The following is a 21,813-nucleotide window of genomic DNA, read 5'->3' on the forward strand; positions in this document are numbered from 1 at the left end:
GTGATCAGGCCGCGATGGGGTCGGGCTGCTTCGAGGCCGGGGTCATTTTTGACAGCGTCTCGAACAGCTCCAGCGCGCTGGTCGCGGCCAGCTCGGTGCCAATGCCGTGGCCGCCGGCTTCGCTGGACGCGAAGTACAGCCCCTTGAGCGGGCTGATGACCGACGGGCGTTTTTCGTGCACCTGGTCCACGGTTTGGCCGATGCCGATGATGGCGCCGGTTTCACCCGCCATGCCCTTGACCAAAGACGGCGGATCGACCCAGATTTTCTCGACTTTGCCGACGGCTTCCGGATAGACCGCATAGAACGAACGCATCAGCGACTCGCGCCATTCGTCCATGTTCTCGCGGATGTCGGGCGGGCACGCGTGCAATGAGGTGATCATCTGCTTGCCGGGGGGCGCCAGCTTTTCATCGAAGTTGCTCGGTGAACCAAAGCAGCCGCCGATCAGCTTCGGCACGACGCCAGCCATCATCTCGTCGGTGACCTTGCAGGGCGGATTCTCGGCATCCGGAATATAGATCACGACTTGCTTCTCGCTGATCTTCTCGGAGCACAGGACACGCAGCATGACGCCGTGCCCGGAATAGGTCAGTTCGTTGATGCGGTCGACATAGGCCTTGGGCAGGTGCTCGGCGCCGACAAAGTTGTTGACCGTGGCCTTGATGTCGGCGTTGCTGATGATGACGGGCGCGCGGAATTCCTCGCCATCTTTGGTGCGCACGCCGACGGCGGCACCGTTTTCAACGATGATTTTCTCGACCGGCGTTTCGTTCTTCACGGTGCCGTTGTACTTCTTGATGGCGTCGAGATAGACCAGCGGCACCGAGAAGTTGCCGCCCGAGGGGTAGGCGGTGGCGCGGTTCGACATGACTTCGCGGAAGGCGCGGATGAACTCCGCAGCGCTGGCAACCTTCGCCGGCACGCAGAAGTACTGGGCAGCAAAACTCTCGATCAGCGCATAGCCCATTTTGTCCTGCGTGTAACTTTTGACCCAGTCGCCGACCGACACGTACCAAAGCTCGGCGAGCTCGTCGTCGGACAGCGTAAAGACAGCCTTGAACAGGCGCTCGAAATTCTCGCGCTCGTCATCGGCGACGACTTCCATCATCGATTTTTTCGAGTACTTCCGCTGCACGTCGCCAACCTGGATGTACGAGGTGCCGTCGAGCTGGTTCCAGGGGATGCCGTCGGGCATGTCGACCCGGTTGCAGACGTCCTGAAGGGGGCCTTTGTCGCTCAGGCAGTAGAAATGCCAGCCCAAATCCATCATGACGCCGTTGCGCTCGTAGGAGATGCAGCGGCCACCCATGTGTTTGTTGCGTTCCAGCAGCAGGACATTCCAGCCCCTGTGGGCGAGCAATGCGCCGATGGCGCCGCCGCCGATGCCGCTGCCGATGACGATTGCATCATATTGATTTGACATGTGTTTTCTCCGCTGCCTGCGACGGATAAGTCGCGTGATGACCAATTAGCCTACTAGCATGCTAGCAGAACGTGCGGGCGTTGTTGAAGGGCGGTCGCTACCCGTCGAACCAAGGCACTGCGATCATGAGCGCGACACATCGCGCGCCGCATGTCATGTGGTTGCGTAGGGCGGGTAGAGCGCAGCGAAACCCGCCGTCAACGGGTCAGGTGAATCGTGGGTGCCCCTTCATGACGCAGGCCTATCCGCCGCCCTCAAAACAAAAAGGCCGGCAACCCTTTCGAGTTGCCGGCTTTTTCGTTTACTGCCTGCGCCGAAATCAGCCCATCACATAAGTCGACTTGATCTGCTGATAGCCGCTCAGCGTTTCGGCGCTGAACTCGCGACCCAAGCCGCTGGCCTTGACGCCGCCGAACGGCGAGCCAATCGACGGCAGGTAGCCGTTGATGCCGATGGTGCCGGTCTGCACGCGACGGCTGAGGCGGCGGGCGCGGTCGGGGTCGCTGCTCCACACCGAACCGCCCAGGCCGTACTCGGTGTCGTTGGCGAGGCGCACGGCGTCGTCTTCGTCCTTGTACGGAATCACTGTCAGCACCGGCCCGAAGATTTCTTCGCGGGCCACGCTCGACGTGTAGTTTTCATCGGCAAACACGGTGGGTTCGACGAACCAGCCGCGGTCGATGCCCTTGGGACGACCGCCACCGGCGATCAGCTTGGCTTCGGCCTTGCCCTTGGCGATGTAGCTTTCAACGCGGTCGCGGTGCATGGACGAAGCCATGGGGCCGACGTGGGTGTTCAGATCCAGCGGATCGCCAACGGTCAGCCCGCCGACCAGGCCGGACAGCGCTTCAAGCACCTGCTGGTACTTGTTCTGCGGCGCCAGGATGCGGGTACAGGCAAAGCAGGTCTGGCCGTTGTTGAGCAGCGACACCATGGGCAGACCCTGCATCACGGTGTTGAGGTCGGCGTCATCGCAGATGATGGCCGCCGATTTGCCGCCGAGTTCCAGCGACACCGGGCGCAGCAATTCGCCGCAGACCTTGGCGATGCTGCGGCCGGCGCCGGTGGAGCCGGTGAAGGCGACCTTATCGACGCCGGGGTGCGACACCAGGTAGGCGCCCACTTCACGGTCGGCGGCGACCCAGTTGAGCACGCCGGCCGGGACGCCGGCTTCGGCGGCGGCTTCGGCAATCAGGTAGCTGTCGAGGATCGTGCCCGGTGAGGGTTTGATGACCACGGTGCAGCCCGCGGCCATGGCCGGGGCGATCTTGGTCAGCGCCAGCACCACGGGGAAGTTCCACGGGACGATGGCGGCTACGACGCCAATCGGCGTGCGATCAACCAGGGTTTCTTTGCCCATCTGCGACGGGCGCGATTCTTCCGACACCATATTGCGGGCAAGCTCGGCGTAGTAATGCAGGAAGCCGACCGACAGCTGGCCTTCCAGCATGGTGCTGATCGACAGCGGCATGCCGTTCTGGGTGCTCACGGCGCGGGCAATGGCGTCTTCACGCTTGGCCAGCGCGGCGGCAAAGCGAACCATGATGTCGGCGCGCTCGGCTGGGGTCGCGTTGGCCCACGGGCCGGATTCGAAGGCCTTGCGTGCGGCGCCCACGGCGCGGTCGACGTCGGCCTCGGCCGCCTCGGGGACCATCGCAATCACCTCTTCGGTGGTGGCGTTGATCAGCTTGAACTGCCGGTCGGACGAGGGGCTGACCCATTCGCCGCCGATGTAAAACGCATTACGGATGTTGTCCTGCATGCCCATGAGTCACTCCTTGCACGTGCCGCATATGAGATGAGGTGTATGCCCGTTGCGGTTGCCGGGTGCACCTGTGTGACGAGTGTGGCGCCGCTCGGCGCGGCCGTCCCCTACACAAAGGGATGGCCGCGCTTAATGTTTAGGGAACCTCTGAAAAACGTAGCGAGCGAAGCTCAGTTCGCGTTCCGCCGGAGCGCAGAAAACGGAATGTACTGAAGTACATGAGTATTCCGAGCACCGCCGGAACGTGAAATGACGAGCGTAGTAGTTTTGCGGAGGTTCCCTAGACGGTGCGCTGGGCCTTGGCGGTTGCCGAGGCCGCCTTGCTGGTCTCGCGAACCTTGTCCCAGGCCTCGTCGCTGAGCTTGTTCAGGCCGGCGAAGGTGGATGGCGCAGCGAGGTGATGGCCGCCGTCAATGCACACGGTTTCGCCGGTGATGTAGTCGCACTCGTCGCTGAGCAGCAGAATCATCAGATTGGCCAGCTCCTTGATCTCACCGTAACGGCCCATTGGCACTTCGTCAGCGCTGGTGGCGCCGACCTTCACGTCGTCCGTCGGCGACAGCATCTGCCATGCATATTCAGTGGGGAACGGTCCCGGCGCGACGGCGTTGATGCGAATACCGTAACGCGCCCATTCCACCGCCAGCGACATGGTCATGGCGTTGACCGCGGCCTTGGCCATGGCCGAGGGCACCACGTAGGCCGATCCGGTCCACACCCAGGTGACCAGCGTGGAGACGATGGAGCCCTTCAGGCCCTGCGCGATCCAGCGCTTGCCGCAGGCGTGGGTGGTGTAAAAGGCGCCGTTCATTACCGTCGAGGTGATGGCTTCAAAGGCGCGCGGGCTGATGTCTTTGGTGGGCGCGATGAAGTTGGCGGCGGCGTTGTTGATCAGGCCGGTGAGCGGGCCGTGTTCGGTCCAGATCTGTTCGATGGCCGCATCGACCGACTCCGCTTTGCGAATGTCGACCGACTGCGTGAAGGCGCGGGTGGCGCCACATTTTTCGTTGATCTCGGCGGCCGCGGCATCGAGCACTTCCTGCCGGCGACCCCAAAGGTGCACGTGCGCGCCGTGTTCGGCGAGGAAGCCGGCGACGCCTTTACCGAGACCGGTGCCACCGCCCGTGACGAGGATTCTTTTGCCTGCGAGTGCCTCTTTGCTGTAAAGCGCCATTTTTTTGTGTGTCCAGATGGTTGTGAGTTTTTGGTCGGGGAACTGTGATCCCGGCGGAGCGGACCGACCGTGCAACTGGTATGGAACCGTACTAGCATTATGGCCATCTTGCTCATCGGTCGGCAATGTCGCGCCTCGCGGCGACAGTGCGGCTGTCTCAACGCTGTCTGACGCTTCGGAGCCCCAACGTGCTTGCTCACCGTGATGTGTACAACGCAGACCATGAAATGTTCCGCGACGCCGTACGCGGCTTTATCAAGGCCGAGATTGCACCGCATTTCGACCGCTGGGAAAAGGCCGGCATTGTTGATCGCAGCTACTGGCAGGCCGGCGGTGCCGCGGGGTTGCTTTGCCCGCAAGTGTCAGAGGAATACGGCGGTGCCGGCGGTGACTTCAAGCACAACGCCATCATCATTGAAGAGATCAGCTACGCCGGGTTCGGCGGTCCGATGACCGATTTTTCGGTGCACAGCGACGTCTGCGCCGGGTACCTGTACAGCGTGGGCACTGAAGAACAGAAACGGCACTGGCTGCCCCGCATGGCGCGCGGCGAAACGGTTTGCGCCATTGCCATGACCGAGCCGGGCACCGGCAGCGACCTGCAGGGCGTCAAGACGCGGGCGGTTCGTGATGGCGACGTCTATCGCATCAGCGGCTCGAAAACCTTCATCTCCAACGGCCAGCACTGCGATCTGGTGATTGTCGTCGCCCGCACCTCCGACGCGCCCGGTGCCAAGGGCATGAGCCTGATCCTGCTGGAGACCGATCGCAAAGGCTTTCAGCGCGGTCGCAAGCTCGACAAGCTGGGTTATCTGTCATCCGACACGTCCGAAATGTCGTTCGATGAGGTCGAAGTGCCGGTCAGCAATCTGTTGGGCCATGAAGGGGGCGGCTTCGCAACCTTGATGACCGAGCTGCCGCAGGAGCGCCTGGCCATTGCCTTGCAGTCGATGGGCGCGGCCCAACGGGCCCTGGACATCACTTGCGAGTACGTGCGCAACCGCAAGGTATTTGGCTCAGCGGTCGCCGAGTTTCAGAACACCCGCTTCAAGCTGGCCGATCTGAAAGCCGACATCCTGGTGGGTTGGGCCTTCGTCGACCAGTGCCTCGAAAAACACGTGCGCGGCCAGTTGACGGCGCTGGATGCCTCGGCTGCCAAGCTCTGGTGCACCGAGATGCACGGCCGCGTGGTTGATCAGTGCCTGCAATTGCATGGCGGTTACGGCTTCATGCGCGAGTATGAAATTTGCCGTCTGTATGCCGATGCGCGGGTGCAACGCATTTACGGCGGCACCTCAGAAATTATGCGCGAGCTCATTTCGCGCAGCCTTTGAGCGCTGCGACGCTACCCGTAGAACACGGTGCAAGCGACAGCTTTACTTGAATCGTAGGCTACCGTACGATATTTGAAGTTGCCGCTGATCCGCCGCCGGGTCGGAATAGATCGCGCCACTTGGCATTTTTGTCCAAAGGCGTAGGATCGGGGTCATCAGGGACGCGGAAGAACGTCCGCACCCATAGGGCCCGGCGTGATTGCCCGGCACTCAACGAAAACGCGATGTTTCTGGACTGGATTGGAGATCGACATGGACTACTTAAAATATTGGGTTCCCGTACTTGTGGTGGCCCTGACGGCTGCCGGTTTGGCTGCGGGCGGGAACTGGATGTGGGTGGGCATCGCCAGCTTCCCGATTCTGGCGATCCTCGACACCGTGGCTGGCCGTGACTACAGCATGCGCAAGATGAGCAATGCGACCCTGGCCAACATTCCGATCTGGATCTGCTGCATTGGCCCGGTGCTGCTGTACTTTGTCTTTGCCTGGCAGATCGCGCAGGGCGGCGTCACGGGCATGCAGATGCTCGGCGGTATCTTGAGCGTTGGCTGGATGGGGGTGATCCCGCTGGTCCCTGCTGCGCACGAGCTCTATCACATGCGTAGCCCCATCGCCCGCACCGTGGGCCGCTACGGCCACCTCTGCATTCTCGACTGCACCCGCGACATCGGCCACGTGATCAACCACCACATTGACGTAGCCACCACCGAAGACGGGGACACCGCGGCTCGCGGCACGAACCTGTACAAGTTCACCGCCAATGCAGTGGTCGAGAGCACCGTGTATGCCATGAAGATGGAAAGTGGCGCGCTCAAGAAACAGGGCCTGCACCCCTGGCACTACAAGCACCGCGTCTGGCGTGCCCTGCTGGCGCTGGCCATCTTCCACGCCATCATCTTCTTCATCGGCGGGCCGGTGGCCAACCTCGCCGCCCTGGGGGGTCAGCTCGTGGCGCGGGTGTGGGTGGAAAGCTTCAACTACTTCCAGCACTACGGCGTAATTCGCCTCAAGGGCGCGCCGATTGGCCGTCGCCACCTGTGGAACCATCTGGGTTGGTTCTCACGGACCATGGGTTTTGAGATCACCAACCACGCCGACCATCATCTGAACTCCTATCAGGTGTACTACAAGCTGGTGCCGCATAAAGAAGCGATTCCCATGCCGTCGGTGTTTGTCTGCTTCCTGTCGGCCCTGATTCCGCCGGTCTGGCACGAGATGATCATCAAGCCGGCCCTGAAGCGGTGGGACCTGGAGTTCGCCAACGCCGAAGAGCGCAAGTTGGCCGCCGAGCAAAACAAGGCCGCAGGCTGGCCTGACTGGCAAAACGAGCCCGGCGCCGAGGTCGGGAAAGCCGCCACCGTCGGGGTTTAACCTCGGGTGCTGCCCGCCTGCTTTATCACCATTTGATTGCTTTACGGCCACTGGTCTCCTCGTTGAGACCAGTGGCTTTTTTTCAGGACATTTATGGTTTATCAATCCATCAGCCTGGACGTCACCGACGGCTTGGCGCGCCTCACCTTGACCCAACCGGCGGCCGGCAACCCCTTTAACGCCGAGTTCTGCCGAGACATCTGTCAGGCGAGCAACGAACTCGCCGGCCGTAAGGATCTACGTGCCGTGCTGATCACCGCGCAGGGCAAGTTTTTCAGCGTCGGCGGTGACATCGGCATGTTCATGAAGATGCTCGACACCCTGCCAGACGCCATTCGTGACTGGACTTCGACCCTGCACATGGGCATCGCCCGGTTGCAACGACTGGACGCACCGATCATTGCCGCCGTGCACGCGACCTGCATGGGTGGTGGGGTCTCCATGGTGGCGGGCTGCGACCTGGTGGTGGCCGGCAAGAGTGCCCGTTTTGGTGCGGCCTACCCGCAGATTGGCTACAGCTTTGACGCGGGCGCATCGACAGCGCTGACCTCACGCATGAGCATCGCCCGCGCCAGACGCTTCATGCTGTTCAACGAGATGCTGACCGCTGAAGCCGCCGCCGACATCGGGCTGGTTGACCACCTGGTTGATGACGACCAACTGCTCGCCGAGGCCGAACGTATGGCGGTGCAGCTGAGTCAGGGGCCAACCCGGGCCTATGGTGAAATGCGGCGCATCTTGAACAAGGCGCTGCGCCAGCCGCTGGAGGCGCAATTGGAAGACGAGGCGCAGGCGCTTGCCAAAGTGGCGGGCAGTCTCGACGCGCGCGAGGGCATCACCGCGTTTGTTGAAAAGCGCAAACCGCGTTTCCAGGGTCAATAAGCCGGTCCGCGATTGGCGGGCCAACCATTCGAACAGATTGCCAGTCAGGCGATCGACAAGACGGAGGATGCAAACCATGTGGTTCCATTACGAAATCAGGAATGTTGCCGATATCCCGCGCCACTATGGCCGCACCAAACCGAACGACCGGGCACTGATTGACGGGCGGGGCACCCGCACCTTTGCCCAACTCGACCAGGACAGCAACCGCATCGCCAGCGCACTGATCGCTGACGGCATCAAGCCCGGATCGCACGTGGGATTTTTTGGCAAGAACTCGGCGCGCTACTTCGAGATGCTGTTCGGCGTGCTCAAGGCCGGCGCGGCAGTGGTGCCGCTGAACTGGCGGTTGGCGGCGGCCGAGCTGGCGCCGGTCATCGACGATGCAGAATGCCCGGTTATCTTTGTTGACCGCGAGTTTGCCGACGCGCTCGAAGCGGTCAAGCAGAAGTGCACGCAAAAATTCAAAGTCGTGGTCTTCGACTCGGTCACCGGCGACGCCAGCCCATACGATCAATGGCTGCAACAGGGTGACGGGCAGGATCCGAACCTGCGCATTCACCCCGAAGACACCGCGATGCTCATCTACACCTCGGGCACCACCGGCAAACCCAAGGGCGTTCAACTGACGCACGGGGGTCTCAATTACATGCGCCTCTGCGAGCACCTGGAGCCCGCCTACAAATGGCACGACGGTGACGTGATGCTGACGGTGATGCCGGTGTTCCACCTCGTGGGGACCGGGCTGTCGGTGCAGGCGCTCTATAACGGCGCCGCCGTATCGGTGCTGCCGGCGCTGGACCCCGGGGCCCTGCTCAAGTTTCTCGCGCGTGACCGCCCCACCATCTGCGCGCTGGTGCCCACCGCCATTCAGATGGTGCTCGATCACCCGGATGCCAAAACGGCAGACTTCTCGTCGCTGCGCATCGTCATGTATGCCGGCTCGGCGATCAGCTCCACCTTGCTGCGGCGTGCAGTGCTGGAGATGAAGTGCCAGTTCATGCAGTTCTACGGCGCGACAGAATCTTCAGGGGCGATCACGCTGCTGCGGCCCGAGCAGCATGACGTCGACAACGAGGCGCGCCTCAAGTCCTGCGGCACGCCGCTACCGCTGATCGAAATCAAGGTCGTCGACGACAACGGCAACGAAGTGCCGCAAGGCGAAAGCGGCGAATTTCTGGTGCGCGGCCCCAACCTGTTCGGCGGCTACTGGAAGCAGCCCGAAACCACCGCAGGCGTGTTCAAGGACGGCTGGTACCGCACCGGTGATGCCGGCTTCCGTGATGCCGAAGGCTTGTTTTACATCGTCGACCGCGTCAAAGACATGATTGTCACCGGCGGTGAAAACGTCTATTCCGCCGAGGTCGAGCAGGTGCTGGCCAAGTTGCCGGGCGTGCGCCAAAGCGCGGTGGTCGGCGTCGCCGATGTCAAGTGGGGCGAGCGCGTCACCGCCGTCATCATCGCCGCGCCCGATGCGGGATTGACGCAGGAGACGGTCATTGCCCACTGTCGTGAACTGATTGCCGGCTACAAGGTGCCCAAAGAAGTTCGCTTTGTCGACGCGCTGCCGATGACACCCACCGGCAAGGTCCTGAAACGAATTGTTCGCGACCAGTTGGCGTCCGCCGGGTGACCGTATCAACGTCGCCCACCACCAACCAAAAGGTTGGGTGGGCGGCGTTCGTGCACTGCCACTGTTCATTGACGGTGGCATAAAAATTAAAAGTCAGTCAAAGTAGTTGTTGGCACTTGCCACGACAAAGGTAATATGGCACCGTACCAATAAGCGTTGTTGAGGATCGTCAATCGATCAGTCAGCAGCTGCGGGTCGGCCAGTTAGAACTACCCTTACGGGTCGGGACGGCGGGAGTGGAGTCGCGGTAAAAGTAGCGAATAAAGTAATGAGCCCAACCACACGAGTGGGCGTGCAATAAGGAGTTGAGACAGCGTGATCTGCATTCGCATCAATCAAGGTGTCGGGCCCGAAATGCATCTCGGATTCGCATTGATGCGTGGCCTCTCGCTGCGTCCAAAATGCCGTCGGCTGGCGTACGTCATACCAGGGCATACCGATCATTTGATCACTGTGCCCTTCAGTCCGAACGCTTCAATCAGTTGAGTTATCCGGTGTCGCCGGAACGCTCAATCAGGCGAACTCGGTGACCTAAAGCGCAGTTCCAAGTGGAGAGAGACTTATGCATATCAGAAAGTATGACTTCGACTATTCACGTCGCAAAATGATGCAGAACGTGGCGCTCGGCCTGGGCGGTGGCGTGCTCGCCCCGGTTTGGCCGACCATCGCTGCGACCGGCGAAGTGACCAAGGCTTACCCCGACGAGTTGACCTCCATCGAAGTCAACACCAAGGGCAAGATCAAGGTCGGTGACACCATCGACTCCAGCAACGTCGAACACGTCAAGCACCTACTGGACCCCATCTTCTTCGAGCAGATTTCCAACCGTGGACGCAAGGTCAAAATCCGTGCGCCGACGCAAGACGTTTCCGAGCTGTTCCCGCACGAGTATTTCGAAGCGACGCTGCGCAATGCCGGCAAGGCCAAGTTCGACGACACCGGCAACGTGGTTGAAGCTTCAACCGGGGGTCCGTGGATCGGTGGCAACCCGTTTCCCGACGTCAAGACCGGCCAGGAAGGCATTGCCAACCTGACGCTCAGCTGGGGCCGCCACGATCTGTCGCAGTACGCAATTCGTAGCTTTGACATCAACCCCGATGGCTCGCCTGCCTACACCTACGACTTCTACTGGACCGAGCTCAACGCGACGGCGCGCACGCATCCCGAGAGGCGCGTGTTCGACGATCGTGACGACATGCTGCGATTCCAGTCGGTGTTCTTCACCGCGCCGCAGGAGCAGGCCGGTGCCTCGTTCCTGGTGCCGTGGAACTATGACCAGCGCAAGTTCCCGGACATCTACGGCTACCTGCCGCAGTTCCGCCGCGTGCGTCAGTTCCCGGCCAACCAGCGCTTTGAGCCGTTGGTGCCCGGTATCACGCTGTTCCTGTCTGACGCTTGGGCGGCTGGCGACCCGATGCTCACCTGGGGCAACACCAAGATTGTCGGTCGTGGTCCGCACCTCGCGGCGCTCGGTGGCAACTTCACCGGTGAAGAACACGACAACTGGGAAAACTCCAAGCGACACGGCGGCGAACAGGGCCAGACGTTCATGGACTACACCATGGAGTTGGTGCCCGAGTGCGTGCAGATTGAGTCAGAGCCCACCGGTTATCCGCGTGCCCCGGTCGGCAAGAAAAAGATCTGGGTTGACGTGCGCAATGCCATGGTCATCGCCTACATCACCTATGACCGTCGCGGCGAAATCTGGAAGCAGGTGGACCCGGCGTTCGGCCCGCAGAAGCAGGGCAACTTTGTCAACAAGGATCGCCATGGCAAGCCGGAATGGTCATGGACGTCGGTGCACATTCACGACATCCAGTCCAACCGCATGAGTCTGCTCAACCACGTGAAACAGATCGCGGGTGGCTACAAGAGTCAGTACTACGCCGAAGACGAAAAGGCGGTGTATAACAAGTTCTTGACGCAGTCCGCCATCGCGCGCCTCGGCACGGTGTAATGACATCAGTCTCCTGCCGCCGGCGTTCGTGCCGGCGGCAGGAGTTTTCTTATCGCGGAGTTTGATCTATATGAAAACGAGGCCTTTGAACTCGTTGTTTTTTTGCCTGCCATTAATTTTCAGCGTCGCGGCGTTTGCGCCGCACGCAGCAGCAGAAGAGAAAGAGACCAATCTGGTCAATGACATCATCACCGGCATCCCGCACTCGGCCTATTTTGCCTTGAGCATTGAGGATGACCGTGCGGTGGCCGTGGGTGTCGCGGGCACCATCATGCAGTCGGAGGACGGCGGTCAAAACTGGGCGCCCGCCGAAGATTCCGGTGTGGGCTTTGACGTGGCACTGCTCGATGCCGACCTTGGCGGCGAGCATGCCATCGCCGTCGGCCAGATCGGCGCCGTAGTCATCGAAGACGAACCCGGCAAATGGCGCAAAGTAGATCCGGGTTTCGAAGGGCGAATGCTCTCCGTCAGCGTCAACCGCTCAGGCTTGGCCGTCATCGGTGGCGAATTCGGCACCGTGCTCAAGTCCACCGACGGCGGCGAGACCTGGACCTCCAATCAGCCGGACTGGGAGCCCCTCTCAGACGCAACGACGTTCGGTACGGCAGAGCCACACGTTTACGCCGTTCACGCGGCCGAGAACGGCGACGTCACGATTGCCGGCGAATTTGGCCTGATGTTGCGCCAGCCGGCGGGAACCGACGAATGGGTTGTGCTCAGAGGGATCGACGCCAAAGCGCCAACGCTTTTCGCCATGCACATCGATGAATCGGGCAGCGGTGAGAGCTACGCGGTCGGTCTGAGCGGCGAGATTCTGCGCTCAACCGATGCCGGCAAGGAATGGACAAAAGTCGAAAGCAGCGATGCCGACGCCAACTTTTTGGGCGTGACCGCGCTGCCGAACGGGCGCGTGGTCATCACCGGCATGCGCATCATGTTGGTCAGCACCGACTTCGGACGCAACTGGCTCTCTGTCAATGAAGGCGACATTCAAATTGAGTGGTATCAGGGTGTCGATGCGCATCGCGAAAGCGGGCGCATTTATGCCGTCGGTCATAAAGGCAAGATCATTCAGATCGACGGCTGAGCGACCTTTTTGGGGTAGTGCGGTACGGGTGGTGCGCGCGCGGCCGCAACGACGGTCAGCGGAAGTGAAAACTTTGGAGGGAAACTAAAGATGCGAAGTCTGCGATTAATGGGTTTGGGCGCTGTCGCGATCATCGGCGCCAGCCTGTTGACCAGCACGGCCCATGCACAAGGGCGGGTCGACCGTAAGTTTTTAGGTGCCGACTTTTCATTTGACGGCTTGATTCGTTACGAAGCGGCCATCAGCACCGGGTCGGCGGCGCCTTCCAACCAGTTTGGTGACCCTGCCAACAACCGGCCAATCCGACGCGTGGTCGGCAATCCTTTTTTGGGCTGGACGGTGCCGCTGGTGCCGGGCGACGAAGCCTTCTCTCTTTTGAGCGGCTTGTTGCCCACCGGTCTTGGTGTGCTGCCACCCACCGAAGGGGTCAGCAACCTCGGCGTTGGCGGCCTCAGTGACACCTTTACCCGTTACGCGCCCAAGCGCGAAAACGATCTCAACTACAACCTGATTCGTTTTGAGAGCAGTCAGCGACTGGCCTGGGGGGGCGGCTTCTCGTTCCAGTCGCGCATCCGCGCGCTCTACCACCCGCATGACACCGGCGTCCGCGATTTTGATGCGCGTGACTACGCCGGCATCAACGGCGGATTCAACTCCGAAAACTCTGAACAGTACGACGGCAAGCCCAGCCATTTGGGTTACCGCGTCGAGGGCGATGACAGCCCGTTGTTGTTCGAGTTTTCGGGCCGCAACTACCAGATCGACGTGCCGGCCTTCTTTTTGCAGTGGACCAACGGCCAGACCACGGTCCGCGTCGGCAACCAAAGCGTTGCCTGGGGCCAGTTGCTGTTCTTCCGCATCATGGACGTGGCCAACGGGCTCGATCTGCGTCGCCACCTGTTTCTTGACCGTGCGCTTGAAGAGTATGCAGACGAACGCGGCACGGCACCCGGGTTGCGGGTCACCCACCAATTGACCGAACGCATCGTGGCCGACGCCTATGTGCACCAGTTCATCCCGACAATTCTCAATAACGCCAACACCCCCTACAACCTGGTGCCGTCGCAGTTCTACCTCCGCGACCGCTACAGCGAGATGGGTTACGACGAGAAGGTGAATTACGGGGTGCGCTTCAAGGGCGAATACGGCAAGTACAACTGGCAGGCCATGTACACCCGCCGCTACAACCCGCTGGGTGCAATTCGCTGGACGAAGTCCGACATCAACAAGCCGCTGCCCAGCAGCAACGTGTTGGGCCTTGCATTCAACCGCTATTGCGAGCTCGCACTGGGCTCTCCACTCGGTCAGGGCTGTGGTCCGCAATTGGCGGAGACTTCGTTTGAAGCCTCGCCGCTGGGGTTGTTTAGCGCAGAAGAATGGTTCCACTACGCTTCATACATCAAGCTCGATGCGTTGCAGGGCCTTAATCGCGTCATTGATCAGTTCCCGGCCGCGCAGCAGATTTTCGCTCAGACCATCGGCACTGACGCCAATGCCGCTAACAACCAGCTCGACGGCTTCTTCGTTGCCGCCGAAGGCCTGCACGGTCACATCGAGCGCATGTACTTCCCCGAAGACGTGTTTGGCCTCGGCGCAGGTTATGTGCTGGATGCTGAGCCGGGTTCGATCTTCGACCAGATGATTTTCAACCTCGAAGTGGCCTACACCGCCGACCGGCAGTTCACGGCCATTGACCTCAAGCAGGAATTTGGCACGCGCGACGAAGTGCAGGTGGGCCTGGTCGTCGAGAAATATCACCGCTTCTCGACCAAGTTCCCCGCCACATACATGCTGTTCCAGTACCTGTGGCAGAAGAACTTCGACTTGGCCGGCCTCTCGCTGGACGGCTACGGCAGCGAAAACTTCTCTGATCAGGGCGTGCAGCTTGACACCCGCGTGCCCACCAGTGCAGACCCCAGCATTACCCCGGGCCTGCCGGGCGGCGCGCACTACATCGTGCTGGCCGCACTGCAACCGACCGACGCCTATATTTTTGAGTACAGCATCGCGAGCCTGATCGACGTCCAGGGCGGCATGCTGATTCAGCCGGGCGTGCAGTGGAAGCCGCAGGGCAACGTCACCGTGAACCTGTATTACAACTACATCAACGGCGATCTGTGGGGCGGCAACAGCAACAAGAACCTGCTGGGTTTGATCGACTTTGCTGACGAAGTCGGCATTCGTCTCGGTTACCAGTTCTAAGCGCTGGTACGTGACCTTTGCCTGGGGCGGTGCGCCGACCGCGCCGCCCCAGTCTTGACACAAAACGAGGACAACCGTGCACATTCGCAAATACGACTCCGACTACAGCAGGCGTGCCTTTATGGGCAAGCTCGGCAAGTCGGCGGCGGGTGCTGGTGTGCTGGCCTCGACCTGGCAGACCATTGCGCAAGACGGCGATGCGTCCAAGGCCTATCCCGACGAGCTGAACTCGATTGAGGCTTACACCAAGGGCAAGATCAAGAACGGCGATTACATCGACGCCAGCAATGTCGAGCTGGTGAAGGATCTGCTCGAACCGATTCGCTACGAGCATATTATGAAGCATGGGCGTCGCCTGAAGATGGCGAAGACCACCACCGATGTCATGAAGCTGTCGCCGTGGGAGTACATCGAAGCCACCTTGGCCAACGCCGGCAAGGCGCAGTTTGATGATCGCGGCAATGTCGTCACCGCCGACGGCGAACCGTGGATTGGTGGAAACCCCTTTCCCGACGCCAAAACGGGGGAGGAGCTGTTTGCGGCCCAGACCCTGAGCTGGGGTCGGCACGATGCGTCGTTCTACGCCATCAAAATCAGCGATGTGGCGGTGGATGGCCAAACCCGTTTCCGGTATCAGGGTGGGTGGGCTGAGTTGTCGACGGTGTCCCGGGTGACGATGGATCCGAAACCCTACTGGCCGGCGCACAAAGACAAGCTGCGGTTCCAGACGGTCTTTTTTACCGAGCCACGTCAGTTCAGTGGTACGTCGTTTCTCAACGTATGGGATTACGACCAACGCACGTTTCCGCAGTTGTACGGCTATGTCGCCGACTTTCGCCGCATACGCCAGTTTCCCTCATCACAGCGGTTTGAGCCATTGCTGCCGGGGACGACCTTGTACTTGTCGGACGCGTGGGCCGCAGGTGACCCGATGCACACCTGGGGGAATTACAAGATTGTAGGTCGCGGCCCATTTTTGGCCGGACTGTCGGACGCCTGGAACGCCGACGATCCCAACTGGGAGCACAAGACCCACGGGGGACCCAAGGATCAGACGTTCTGGGACACCACGGTCGAGCTGGTCCCCGAGGCCATCATCGTCGAGGCGGAGCCCACCGGCTTCCCGCGCGCACCGGTGTCCAAAAAGCGGGTCTGGTTCGATGCACGCAACCAGGTGGTCATCGGCATGGTGACCTATGACCGAAACGATCAGCCTTACCGCTCATTCGATGGCGCCTACAGCCTTTACGAAAAGGGCGACAAGAAATTCATGGATGGTGAACACCCTTACTGGAGCTGGTGCCATGTCACGGTTTCAGACATTCAAACCGGGCGTGTGACCCGCCTGGAGCAGGCGCGCAGTGTCGACGGCCACAAAAGCGGCGCCAACGACCCGACGATGTATGACAAATACCTAACGCACTCGGCTTTGATGCGCTTGGGCGCTGTTTAAGTTGAAAGCATCAACCCCGCTGTAAAAATCCTACTAATTTAAAACTAGGCTGTGCGAATCATGAAAAAGTTGCCCGCCCCCTTCCGTCTTGCCAAATGGATCATGGATCGCCGACTGGCTGTCGGCATCGCATTTCTGTTGGTAACCGCAGGTTTCGCTGCCGGTCTGCCTGGCGTTGAAATTCGAACCATCTTCAAAGACCTTTTGCCGAAGGACGATCCCTTCGTGCAGGTTTATTACGACCATCCGAATTTTGGCAATCCACTCACGGTGTTCGTGATGGTGAAGCGGGTTGACGGTGACATTTACAACACCGATACCTTGCAACTGGTGTGGGACCTGACCCGCAACATCGACTTGACGCCGGCCGTCGACCACGACCAGATGATCTCGATATCAACCGAGAAGCTGCGCTACGTCGAAGCCACGCCGGAGGGCGTCGACGTCCGTCCGCTGATGGGTGACGAGGTGCCGACCACTGACCAGGCGATTGAGGAATTTAAGCGCCGGGTCGAGCAGTCGCCCAACGCGCGCAATTTCTACGTGTCGCAGGACGGTACCGCCACGCTGATTCAGGCGACGTTTCAGGACTACGTGGATTACGGCGTAGCGTTCAACTTCATTCGCGACCTGGTCAGCGAGGCCGACGATGAAAACCATGACATCTTCGTCGCCGGTCAACCGACGCTGACGGGTTGGGTCTATGAGTTGCGCAATCAGACCTACACCATTTTTGCCATCACGCTGTCGATGCTCGTGGTTGCCCTGGCGCTGTACATGCGTAACCTGGCGGGCACCATTACGCCGGTCATTTGCAGCGCAGTGGCCGCGATCTGGGGCTTTGGTCTCGTGGGCTGGTTGAAGTCACCCATCGAACCCTTGCTGATGATCGTGCCGCTGCTATTGATCGCGCGATCTTTCTCGCACTGTGTGCAATTCAGCGAACGCTTTTATGAGATTTACGCCCACCTCAAAGACAAACGAAAAGCGGCTGAGGTGACGATGGGCGTGATGATGATGCCTTCGATTCTCGGGGTCATCACCGATGGTCTGGGCATTGTGTTCATCGCCGTGGCGCCGATTTCGGCGATGGAACGTTTCGCACTGTTCTGCGGTTTTTGGGCGTTCTGCATCATCCCGACCGGGGTGTTCCTGATTTCGATTCTGCTGTCGTACCTGCCCGATCCGAAGAACATTGACTCGCTGGTGGCCAGCAGTTCGGGTGACGGCGGCGGCGGATTCCACGCTGCGCAGAAGCGCGTGCTCAAGAAAGTATCGCGACTGTCGTACGGCAACCCCGCCAAGATCACCACGGTGGTGGTGGCCATCTTCTCAGCCATTGCCATCTTCCTGTCGTTTCAGATCAAGATTGGCAACCCGGTCGAGGGCAGTAACCTTCTCTGGGAAGACTCCGAGTTCAACACGGCGGTTCGTGCGGTCAACAACCACTTTCCGGGGATGAACACCCTGGAGTTGATCATTGAATCAAAAGACCCCGCCGACGGTACCAACCGCGTGGCGCTGTCTCACGAGGCCATGTTGATTCGCGCCAAGCTTCAGGCCATCGTCGAGGCCGACGAAGTCCTGCCGCCCCGCGCAACCTTGTCGTTCACCGATTACATGATGGAGGGTAACCGCCTGTTCTCAGGGGGCAACCCGAAGTGGATGCCCATTGACCCGACGTCGCGGGCCGCTTACAGCGCGGGCCAGGCGGTATTGTTCGGATCGACGCCGCTCAATTTCAGCAACGTCATGGACTTCGAAGCCCAGCACTCCACGGTGTCGATGTGGTACGCCGACAACAAGCAGGACACGGTGGATGCCGCGCTTGCCAGCGCGCAGCGCGCGGTGGATCTGGTCGAAACCGATCATGAGAAATTCACGGTTCGTATGGGCACCGGCTTCATCGCGCTGCAGCAAGCGATGAACCTCGTGGTGTCACGCTATCACTGGATCATTCTGGGCTTGCTGAACCTGGCGATCTTTGTGGTTGCAACCTACGCGTATCGCTCATGGGTGGGTGCGTTGATCGTGCTGATTCCCGTGAACCTGTCCAATTTCGTGTTGACCGCGACGATGCACGTGATGGGCATCGGCCTCGACATCAACTCGGTCATGGTGGCGGTGTTGGGGGTGGGCGTCGGTATCGACTACGGGATTTACCTGCTGTCGCGCATCTGTGAAGAGTTCAACGTGCAGGGCAAGGACTGGGGCAAGGCGATTTCGGTGTCGCTGATGACGACGGGCAAGGCGATCATGTTCACTGCCACCATCATGATCATCGGCATCTTGCCCTGGTACTTCCTGTCAGACCTGAAGTTCATGGCCGACATGGGGCTGCTGTTGGTGGCCATCATGTTGATCAACATGGTGCTGGCACTGGTGGTGCTGCCGCTGCTGGTGTGGTTGATCAAGCCGAAGTTCGCCAGCCGCGAAGACTTGATGGTCGGTGAAAGTGTTGACCTGTCGCTGTTCATGGACAAGGTTGATGAAAAGGGGAACGTCATCCCCGCAACTCACTGAGTTGCAAGATGTACGAAAAAGGCCGGGCGAAAAATCGCCCGGCCTTTTTTGTGGGTGAAACAACACGCCACCCGCAAGTCGGTGAGGCCTGCGTTGAATGGCGCAGTCAGATCATATTGAGTTGCGCAGTACGGCTAAGGACAGGACCACGCGGGCTATCGAATGGCGACGGCGTGCCACCGGGCTCCATGCTGACGGCGAAGGTGCCGTCAACGCGACCCTGCAAGGCCGTCGGGATGTCGAGGGTCACCGTTTCACCCCGAATGGCCGGCAAAGTCGCGAGCGCAACGGCGTCCTGAGTCTCCGAAATCCACCACAGTTGCAAACGGTGCAGACCATGGGTCAGGCAGTCTTCAGCGGCGACGATACTAAAACGTTTCTGGTCGCTGGAAACGCTCACCAGCCATTCAACACGCGAGGCCGGCAATCGGATTTGGGCCACATAGCGCTCGTGGGCCGTTTCGAACACGGATCGGGTCGGCTCGCCGAGCACTGATAAGAATGGGGTGGATGGGTCGGTCTCGATGGGCGGGCGCTCACCGACAGTCTGCTTGCCGAGCAGAAACGCCGCCACCAGCGACGCTGCGGCCGCGGCGCCCGGCAGCAGTCGCCGCCGCCAGACCGCGTGGCCGCCAACCCGATCAACCTGCCGCTGCTGCGTGCGAACGCCGCCGCCCAGTTCAGGCATTGCTGCCGCCATCAATAGGGACTTGGCCGCGACCGGTGGCGGTATTGGGGTCACCTTGGCGCCAAAATCGCTCAGCCGCGTTTCCCAGAACGCTACCTGCTCGCCCAAGGCCGGATGGGTGGCCAACAGCTGCTCGAAACGTCGCCGCGCGGGTCCGCGCAAGGTGCCGAGCGCGTACTCGGCGGCGAGATACTGCATCAGCTCGGGGTTGTCGTAATTCATGTCAGGGACGCTCCAGGCACTCTCTCAATCGCGCCAATCCCCGGCGAACCCAGGCTTTGACGGTGCCCAAGGGCGCATTCATCGCCAAGGCCAGTTCCGAGTGAGAGTAACCCTCGTAATAGGCCATCAGTACACTCCGTCGCTGTTGTGACTGCAAGCCTTGCAGACAACGGTCCAGCCGCAGCAGGCCCTCCTGCTCCACAGCCGCGTCCTCCGGGGTTCGCTCGTCACCCGGCAGTTCGTACTCGGCTTCGCTGATCGACTGTGTTGGCCCATCAAGCTTGCGCGTCGACTGGATCAGGTCCAGCGCCCGGTAGCGGGCGATGCCGATCAACCAGCCCAGCGGATCGCCCTTTTCGGCTGCGTAAGTTTCAGCGCGGCGCCAGACCCGCAGGTAGCATTCCTGCAGGGCGTCTTGGGCGCGATCAGGGTGTTTGAGGATGCGAATGAGCAGCCCGTAAAGAATCGGGCTGGTCTGGTCGTAAAGCGCCTCGAGCGCAGCCGCATTGCCGCGCCCGACCTGCGCGATCAGCTCGCGAAGCGCCTGCGCATCAAGACGGCCCGTTGTCATGCGATTGATCGATTGGCCGCGACGGCCGTGCGGCGCCGGTCTGTGCGGCCTTCAGTCGCTTCGGGGGTGGCGGTGCGACGAAGACCTGCTCTAGAAGGTGAGGGTCGTCAAACACCCGGCGGCCGACGTAACTGGTGGCGTGATGCCCGTACTGACGCAGCGCGCCGGGCGCCTGCAGGCCACTGATCCACAGCCAGCCCGGTCCATCGGACGTTGCGCCCTGCATCAAGCCGTCGGGGCGGAAGGCGCTGCGTGTGGTGCCGTCGTCACGGGGCAGCATGTACAGCTCTTCGTAGCGTTGCAGCGTATATTCCTGCGCCGGCTTTTTGCCGATGTCGGCAGCCAACGCGTCGTTATCCAGCAGCGCATTGGGCCGACGCGATTCGGCCGCCAGGCGAACCACCGGGGCCGACGGCGCAAGCGATTCAGTGGGGAAGAACGGCGGCTGGCTCAGGTATCCGCCGCTGGCACGCTGCTCAAGGGACTGTGCCGGAAACCAGAAATGATCGCGGCCGGACGCGTGCAGGCTCTCGAATAACAGCGGCTTGGTGTCGCGGTCGAGGGTGACGCGCCAGATCAGTCCATCCAGGCCACCCTGTACGTCTGCGCCGGCGTCGTCGAACCAGATGAAGTAATTGATACGGGCCAAGGCTTGCGCACCGAATCGGACGAAGTCGAAGTGGTAATGAACCTCGGGCGTGCCGGCGTCGGCGACGATGCGACCGTCTTTCCAGACTGGCGTGCCAAGCTGGTTTTCATGGGCCGCACTGTTGATCAAAATCGGTGGCGCATGTTTCTCGGCAAGGGCACGCCAGGCAGAGTCGACCAGGCCCGGCATCCCAAGCTCGTCGGGATACGCATCATCAAAGTGTTTGGGGATCAGCGTCATGTCCTCGGCTGCTTTGACCGTCCACAGCCGCGCCTCAGTCGACAACGGCTCGGCTGTGTTAAACGAGGCTTTGGCGGCACGCTGGGCGTCCTCGGCGTGCGACTTGAGCAGCGGTGCGGTCAGTGGATAAAGTCCGGCCGCGCGGGCCAGGCCTGAATATTCGCTGGGCGGCTGCACGCGTTCGCGGAGGTCGCGAAGCGACGGTTCATCGGCAATCTCCAACCCGGCGAGGGTTCGGCCACACTCGAGCAGATCGATGCGCGATATGGCCGCTTCCTGGGTGCTCAAGCCAAGATTGCGGTACTCGTATTCGCGAGATTCCTGATCGAGCTCGCGCATGCGGCGGATCCAGCCACTGACTTCGTCCATCGAGTGCACTTCTTTCGCGAACGACGCCAGCAGCCGGTCGGTGCGCAGGTACGGGTATCCCGGCACCCGGTAAAACGCGCCGTCGCGCACCCCAGCGGCCTCAACTCGGGCATCCATGGCCGCGTACTGCTCGCGACAATCAGCCTGATTCTTGAAGAAGCCGACAAATGCGGACTGCGGTGCAATATTGGGCGGCGTCTGGCAGGCCGCGAGCAAGCCCGCGGATGCAAGAAAAAGGACAAGCTTCAGATTGATGGCACGCTGCAT

The 21,813-nt window shown here is 60.9% G+C and carries 15 protein-coding genes; 9 read left to right on the forward strand and 6 right to left on the reverse strand.

All coding sequences use genetic code 11. The features are described from left to right. Nucleotides 1–4: 4 nt before the first annotated feature. The 3 genes from U741_RS0103675 to U741_RS0103685 form a co-directional block, all read right to left on the reverse strand. Nucleotides 5–1,426 carry a phytoene desaturase family protein gene (locus tag U741_RS0103675; protein WP_029889142.1) on the reverse strand — a complete coding sequence of 474 codons (1,422 nt, stop codon included), beginning with the start codon at nucleotides 1,424–1,426 and terminating at the stop codon, nucleotides 5–7. A 319-nt stretch (nucleotides 1,427–1,745) separates the two neighbouring features. Beyond that, the gene (locus U741_RS0103680; protein ID WP_235200037.1) at nucleotides 1,746–3,194 is read right to left on the reverse strand and encodes an aldehyde dehydrogenase; all 1,449 of its coding nucleotides are present in this window, start codon (nucleotides 3,192–3,194) and stop codon (nucleotides 1,746–1,748) included. 277 nt (nucleotides 3,195–3,471) lie between these two features. Continuing rightward, nucleotides 3,472–4,365 (reverse strand): SDR family oxidoreductase, encoded by an 894-nt coding sequence (locus U741_RS0103685; protein ID WP_029889144.1) that lies wholly within the window; start codon nucleotides 4,363–4,365, stop codon nucleotides 3,472–3,474. Nucleotides 4,366–4,553: 188 nt separating this feature from the next. Here U741_RS0103685 and U741_RS0103690 point away from each other — a divergent pair, with 188 nt between their 5' ends. From U741_RS0103690 to U741_RS0103730, 9 genes are all read left to right on the forward strand, one after another. Next, entirely contained in the window at nucleotides 4,554–5,699 is a 1,146-nt protein-coding gene (locus U741_RS0103690; RefSeq protein WP_029889145.1) for an acyl-CoA dehydrogenase family protein, read from the forward strand. Between the two features lie 252 nt (nucleotides 5,700–5,951). Further along, on the forward strand, nucleotides 5,952–7,070 hold the full coding sequence (locus U741_RS0103695) for an alkane 1-monooxygenase (protein WP_029889146.1): 1,119 nt from the start codon (nucleotides 5,952–5,954) through the stop codon (nucleotides 7,068–7,070). Between the two features lie 93 nt (nucleotides 7,071–7,163). Continuing rightward, entirely contained in the window at nucleotides 7,164–7,952 is a 789-nt protein-coding gene (locus U741_RS0103700; RefSeq protein WP_029889147.1) for an enoyl-CoA hydratase/isomerase family protein, read from the forward strand. A 76-nt stretch (nucleotides 7,953–8,028) separates the two neighbouring features. Then, nucleotides 8,029–9,585 (forward strand): long-chain-fatty-acid--CoA ligase, encoded by a 1,557-nt coding sequence (locus tag U741_RS0103705; protein WP_161776110.1) that lies wholly within the window; start codon nucleotides 8,029–8,031, stop codon nucleotides 9,583–9,585. 562 nt (nucleotides 9,586–10,147) lie between these two features. Then, nucleotides 10,148–11,542 carry a DUF1329 domain-containing protein gene (locus U741_RS0103710; RefSeq protein ID WP_029889149.1) on the forward strand — a complete coding sequence of 465 codons (1,395 nt, stop codon included), beginning with the start codon at nucleotides 10,148–10,150 and terminating at the stop codon, nucleotides 11,540–11,542. Between the two features lie 70 nt (nucleotides 11,543–11,612). Next, entirely contained in the window at nucleotides 11,613–12,629 is a 1,017-nt protein-coding gene (locus U741_RS0103715; protein ID WP_152551480.1) for a WD40/YVTN/BNR-like repeat-containing protein, read from the forward strand. A 90-nt stretch (nucleotides 12,630–12,719) separates the two neighbouring features. Further along, nucleotides 12,720–14,831, forward strand: a complete 2,112-nt coding sequence (locus U741_RS0103720) for a DUF1302 family protein (protein WP_152551481.1) — start codon at nucleotides 12,720–12,722, stop codon at nucleotides 14,829–14,831. A 76-nt stretch (nucleotides 14,832–14,907) separates the two neighbouring features. Further along, the gene (locus U741_RS0103725; protein WP_029889152.1) at nucleotides 14,908–16,284 is read left to right on the forward strand and encodes a DUF1329 domain-containing protein; all 1,377 of its coding nucleotides are present in this window, start codon (nucleotides 14,908–14,910) and stop codon (nucleotides 16,282–16,284) included. Nucleotides 16,285–16,344: 60 nt separating this feature from the next. Next, nucleotides 16,345–18,807 carry an efflux RND transporter permease subunit gene (locus tag U741_RS0103730; protein ID WP_043110182.1) on the forward strand — a complete coding sequence of 821 codons (2,463 nt, stop codon included), beginning with the start codon at nucleotides 16,345–16,347 and terminating at the stop codon, nucleotides 18,805–18,807. Nucleotides 18,808–18,913: 106 nt separating this feature from the next. On the opposite strand, the gene U741_RS0103735 is transcribed toward U741_RS0103730, so the two are convergent. From U741_RS0103735 to U741_RS0103745, 3 genes are read right to left on the reverse strand one after another with little or no spacing between them, the layout of a single operon-like run. Then, complete coding sequence (locus U741_RS0103735) at nucleotides 18,914–19,717, reverse strand: anti-sigma factor (RefSeq protein ID WP_029889154.1); 804 nt, start codon at nucleotides 19,715–19,717, stop codon at nucleotides 18,914–18,916. A gap of 1 nt (nucleotide 19,718) precedes the next feature. Continuing rightward, nucleotides 19,719–20,288: a sigma-70 family RNA polymerase sigma factor gene (locus U741_RS0103740; RefSeq protein ID WP_029889155.1), complete on the reverse strand. Its 570-nt coding sequence runs from the start codon at nucleotides 20,286–20,288 to the stop codon at nucleotides 19,719–19,721. Beyond that, nucleotides 20,269–21,813: a hypothetical protein gene (locus tag U741_RS0103745; RefSeq protein ID WP_029889156.1), complete on the reverse strand. Its 1,545-nt coding sequence runs from the start codon at nucleotides 21,811–21,813 to the stop codon at nucleotides 20,269–20,271. Before U741_RS0103745 ends, U741_RS0103740 begins: the two co-directional genes overlap by 20 nt.

Source organism: Polycyclovorans algicola TG408 (assembly GCF_000711245.1).
In the GTDB taxonomy this organism is placed as follows: Bacteria; Pseudomonadota; Gammaproteobacteria; order Nevskiales; family Nevskiaceae; genus Polycyclovorans; species Polycyclovorans algicola.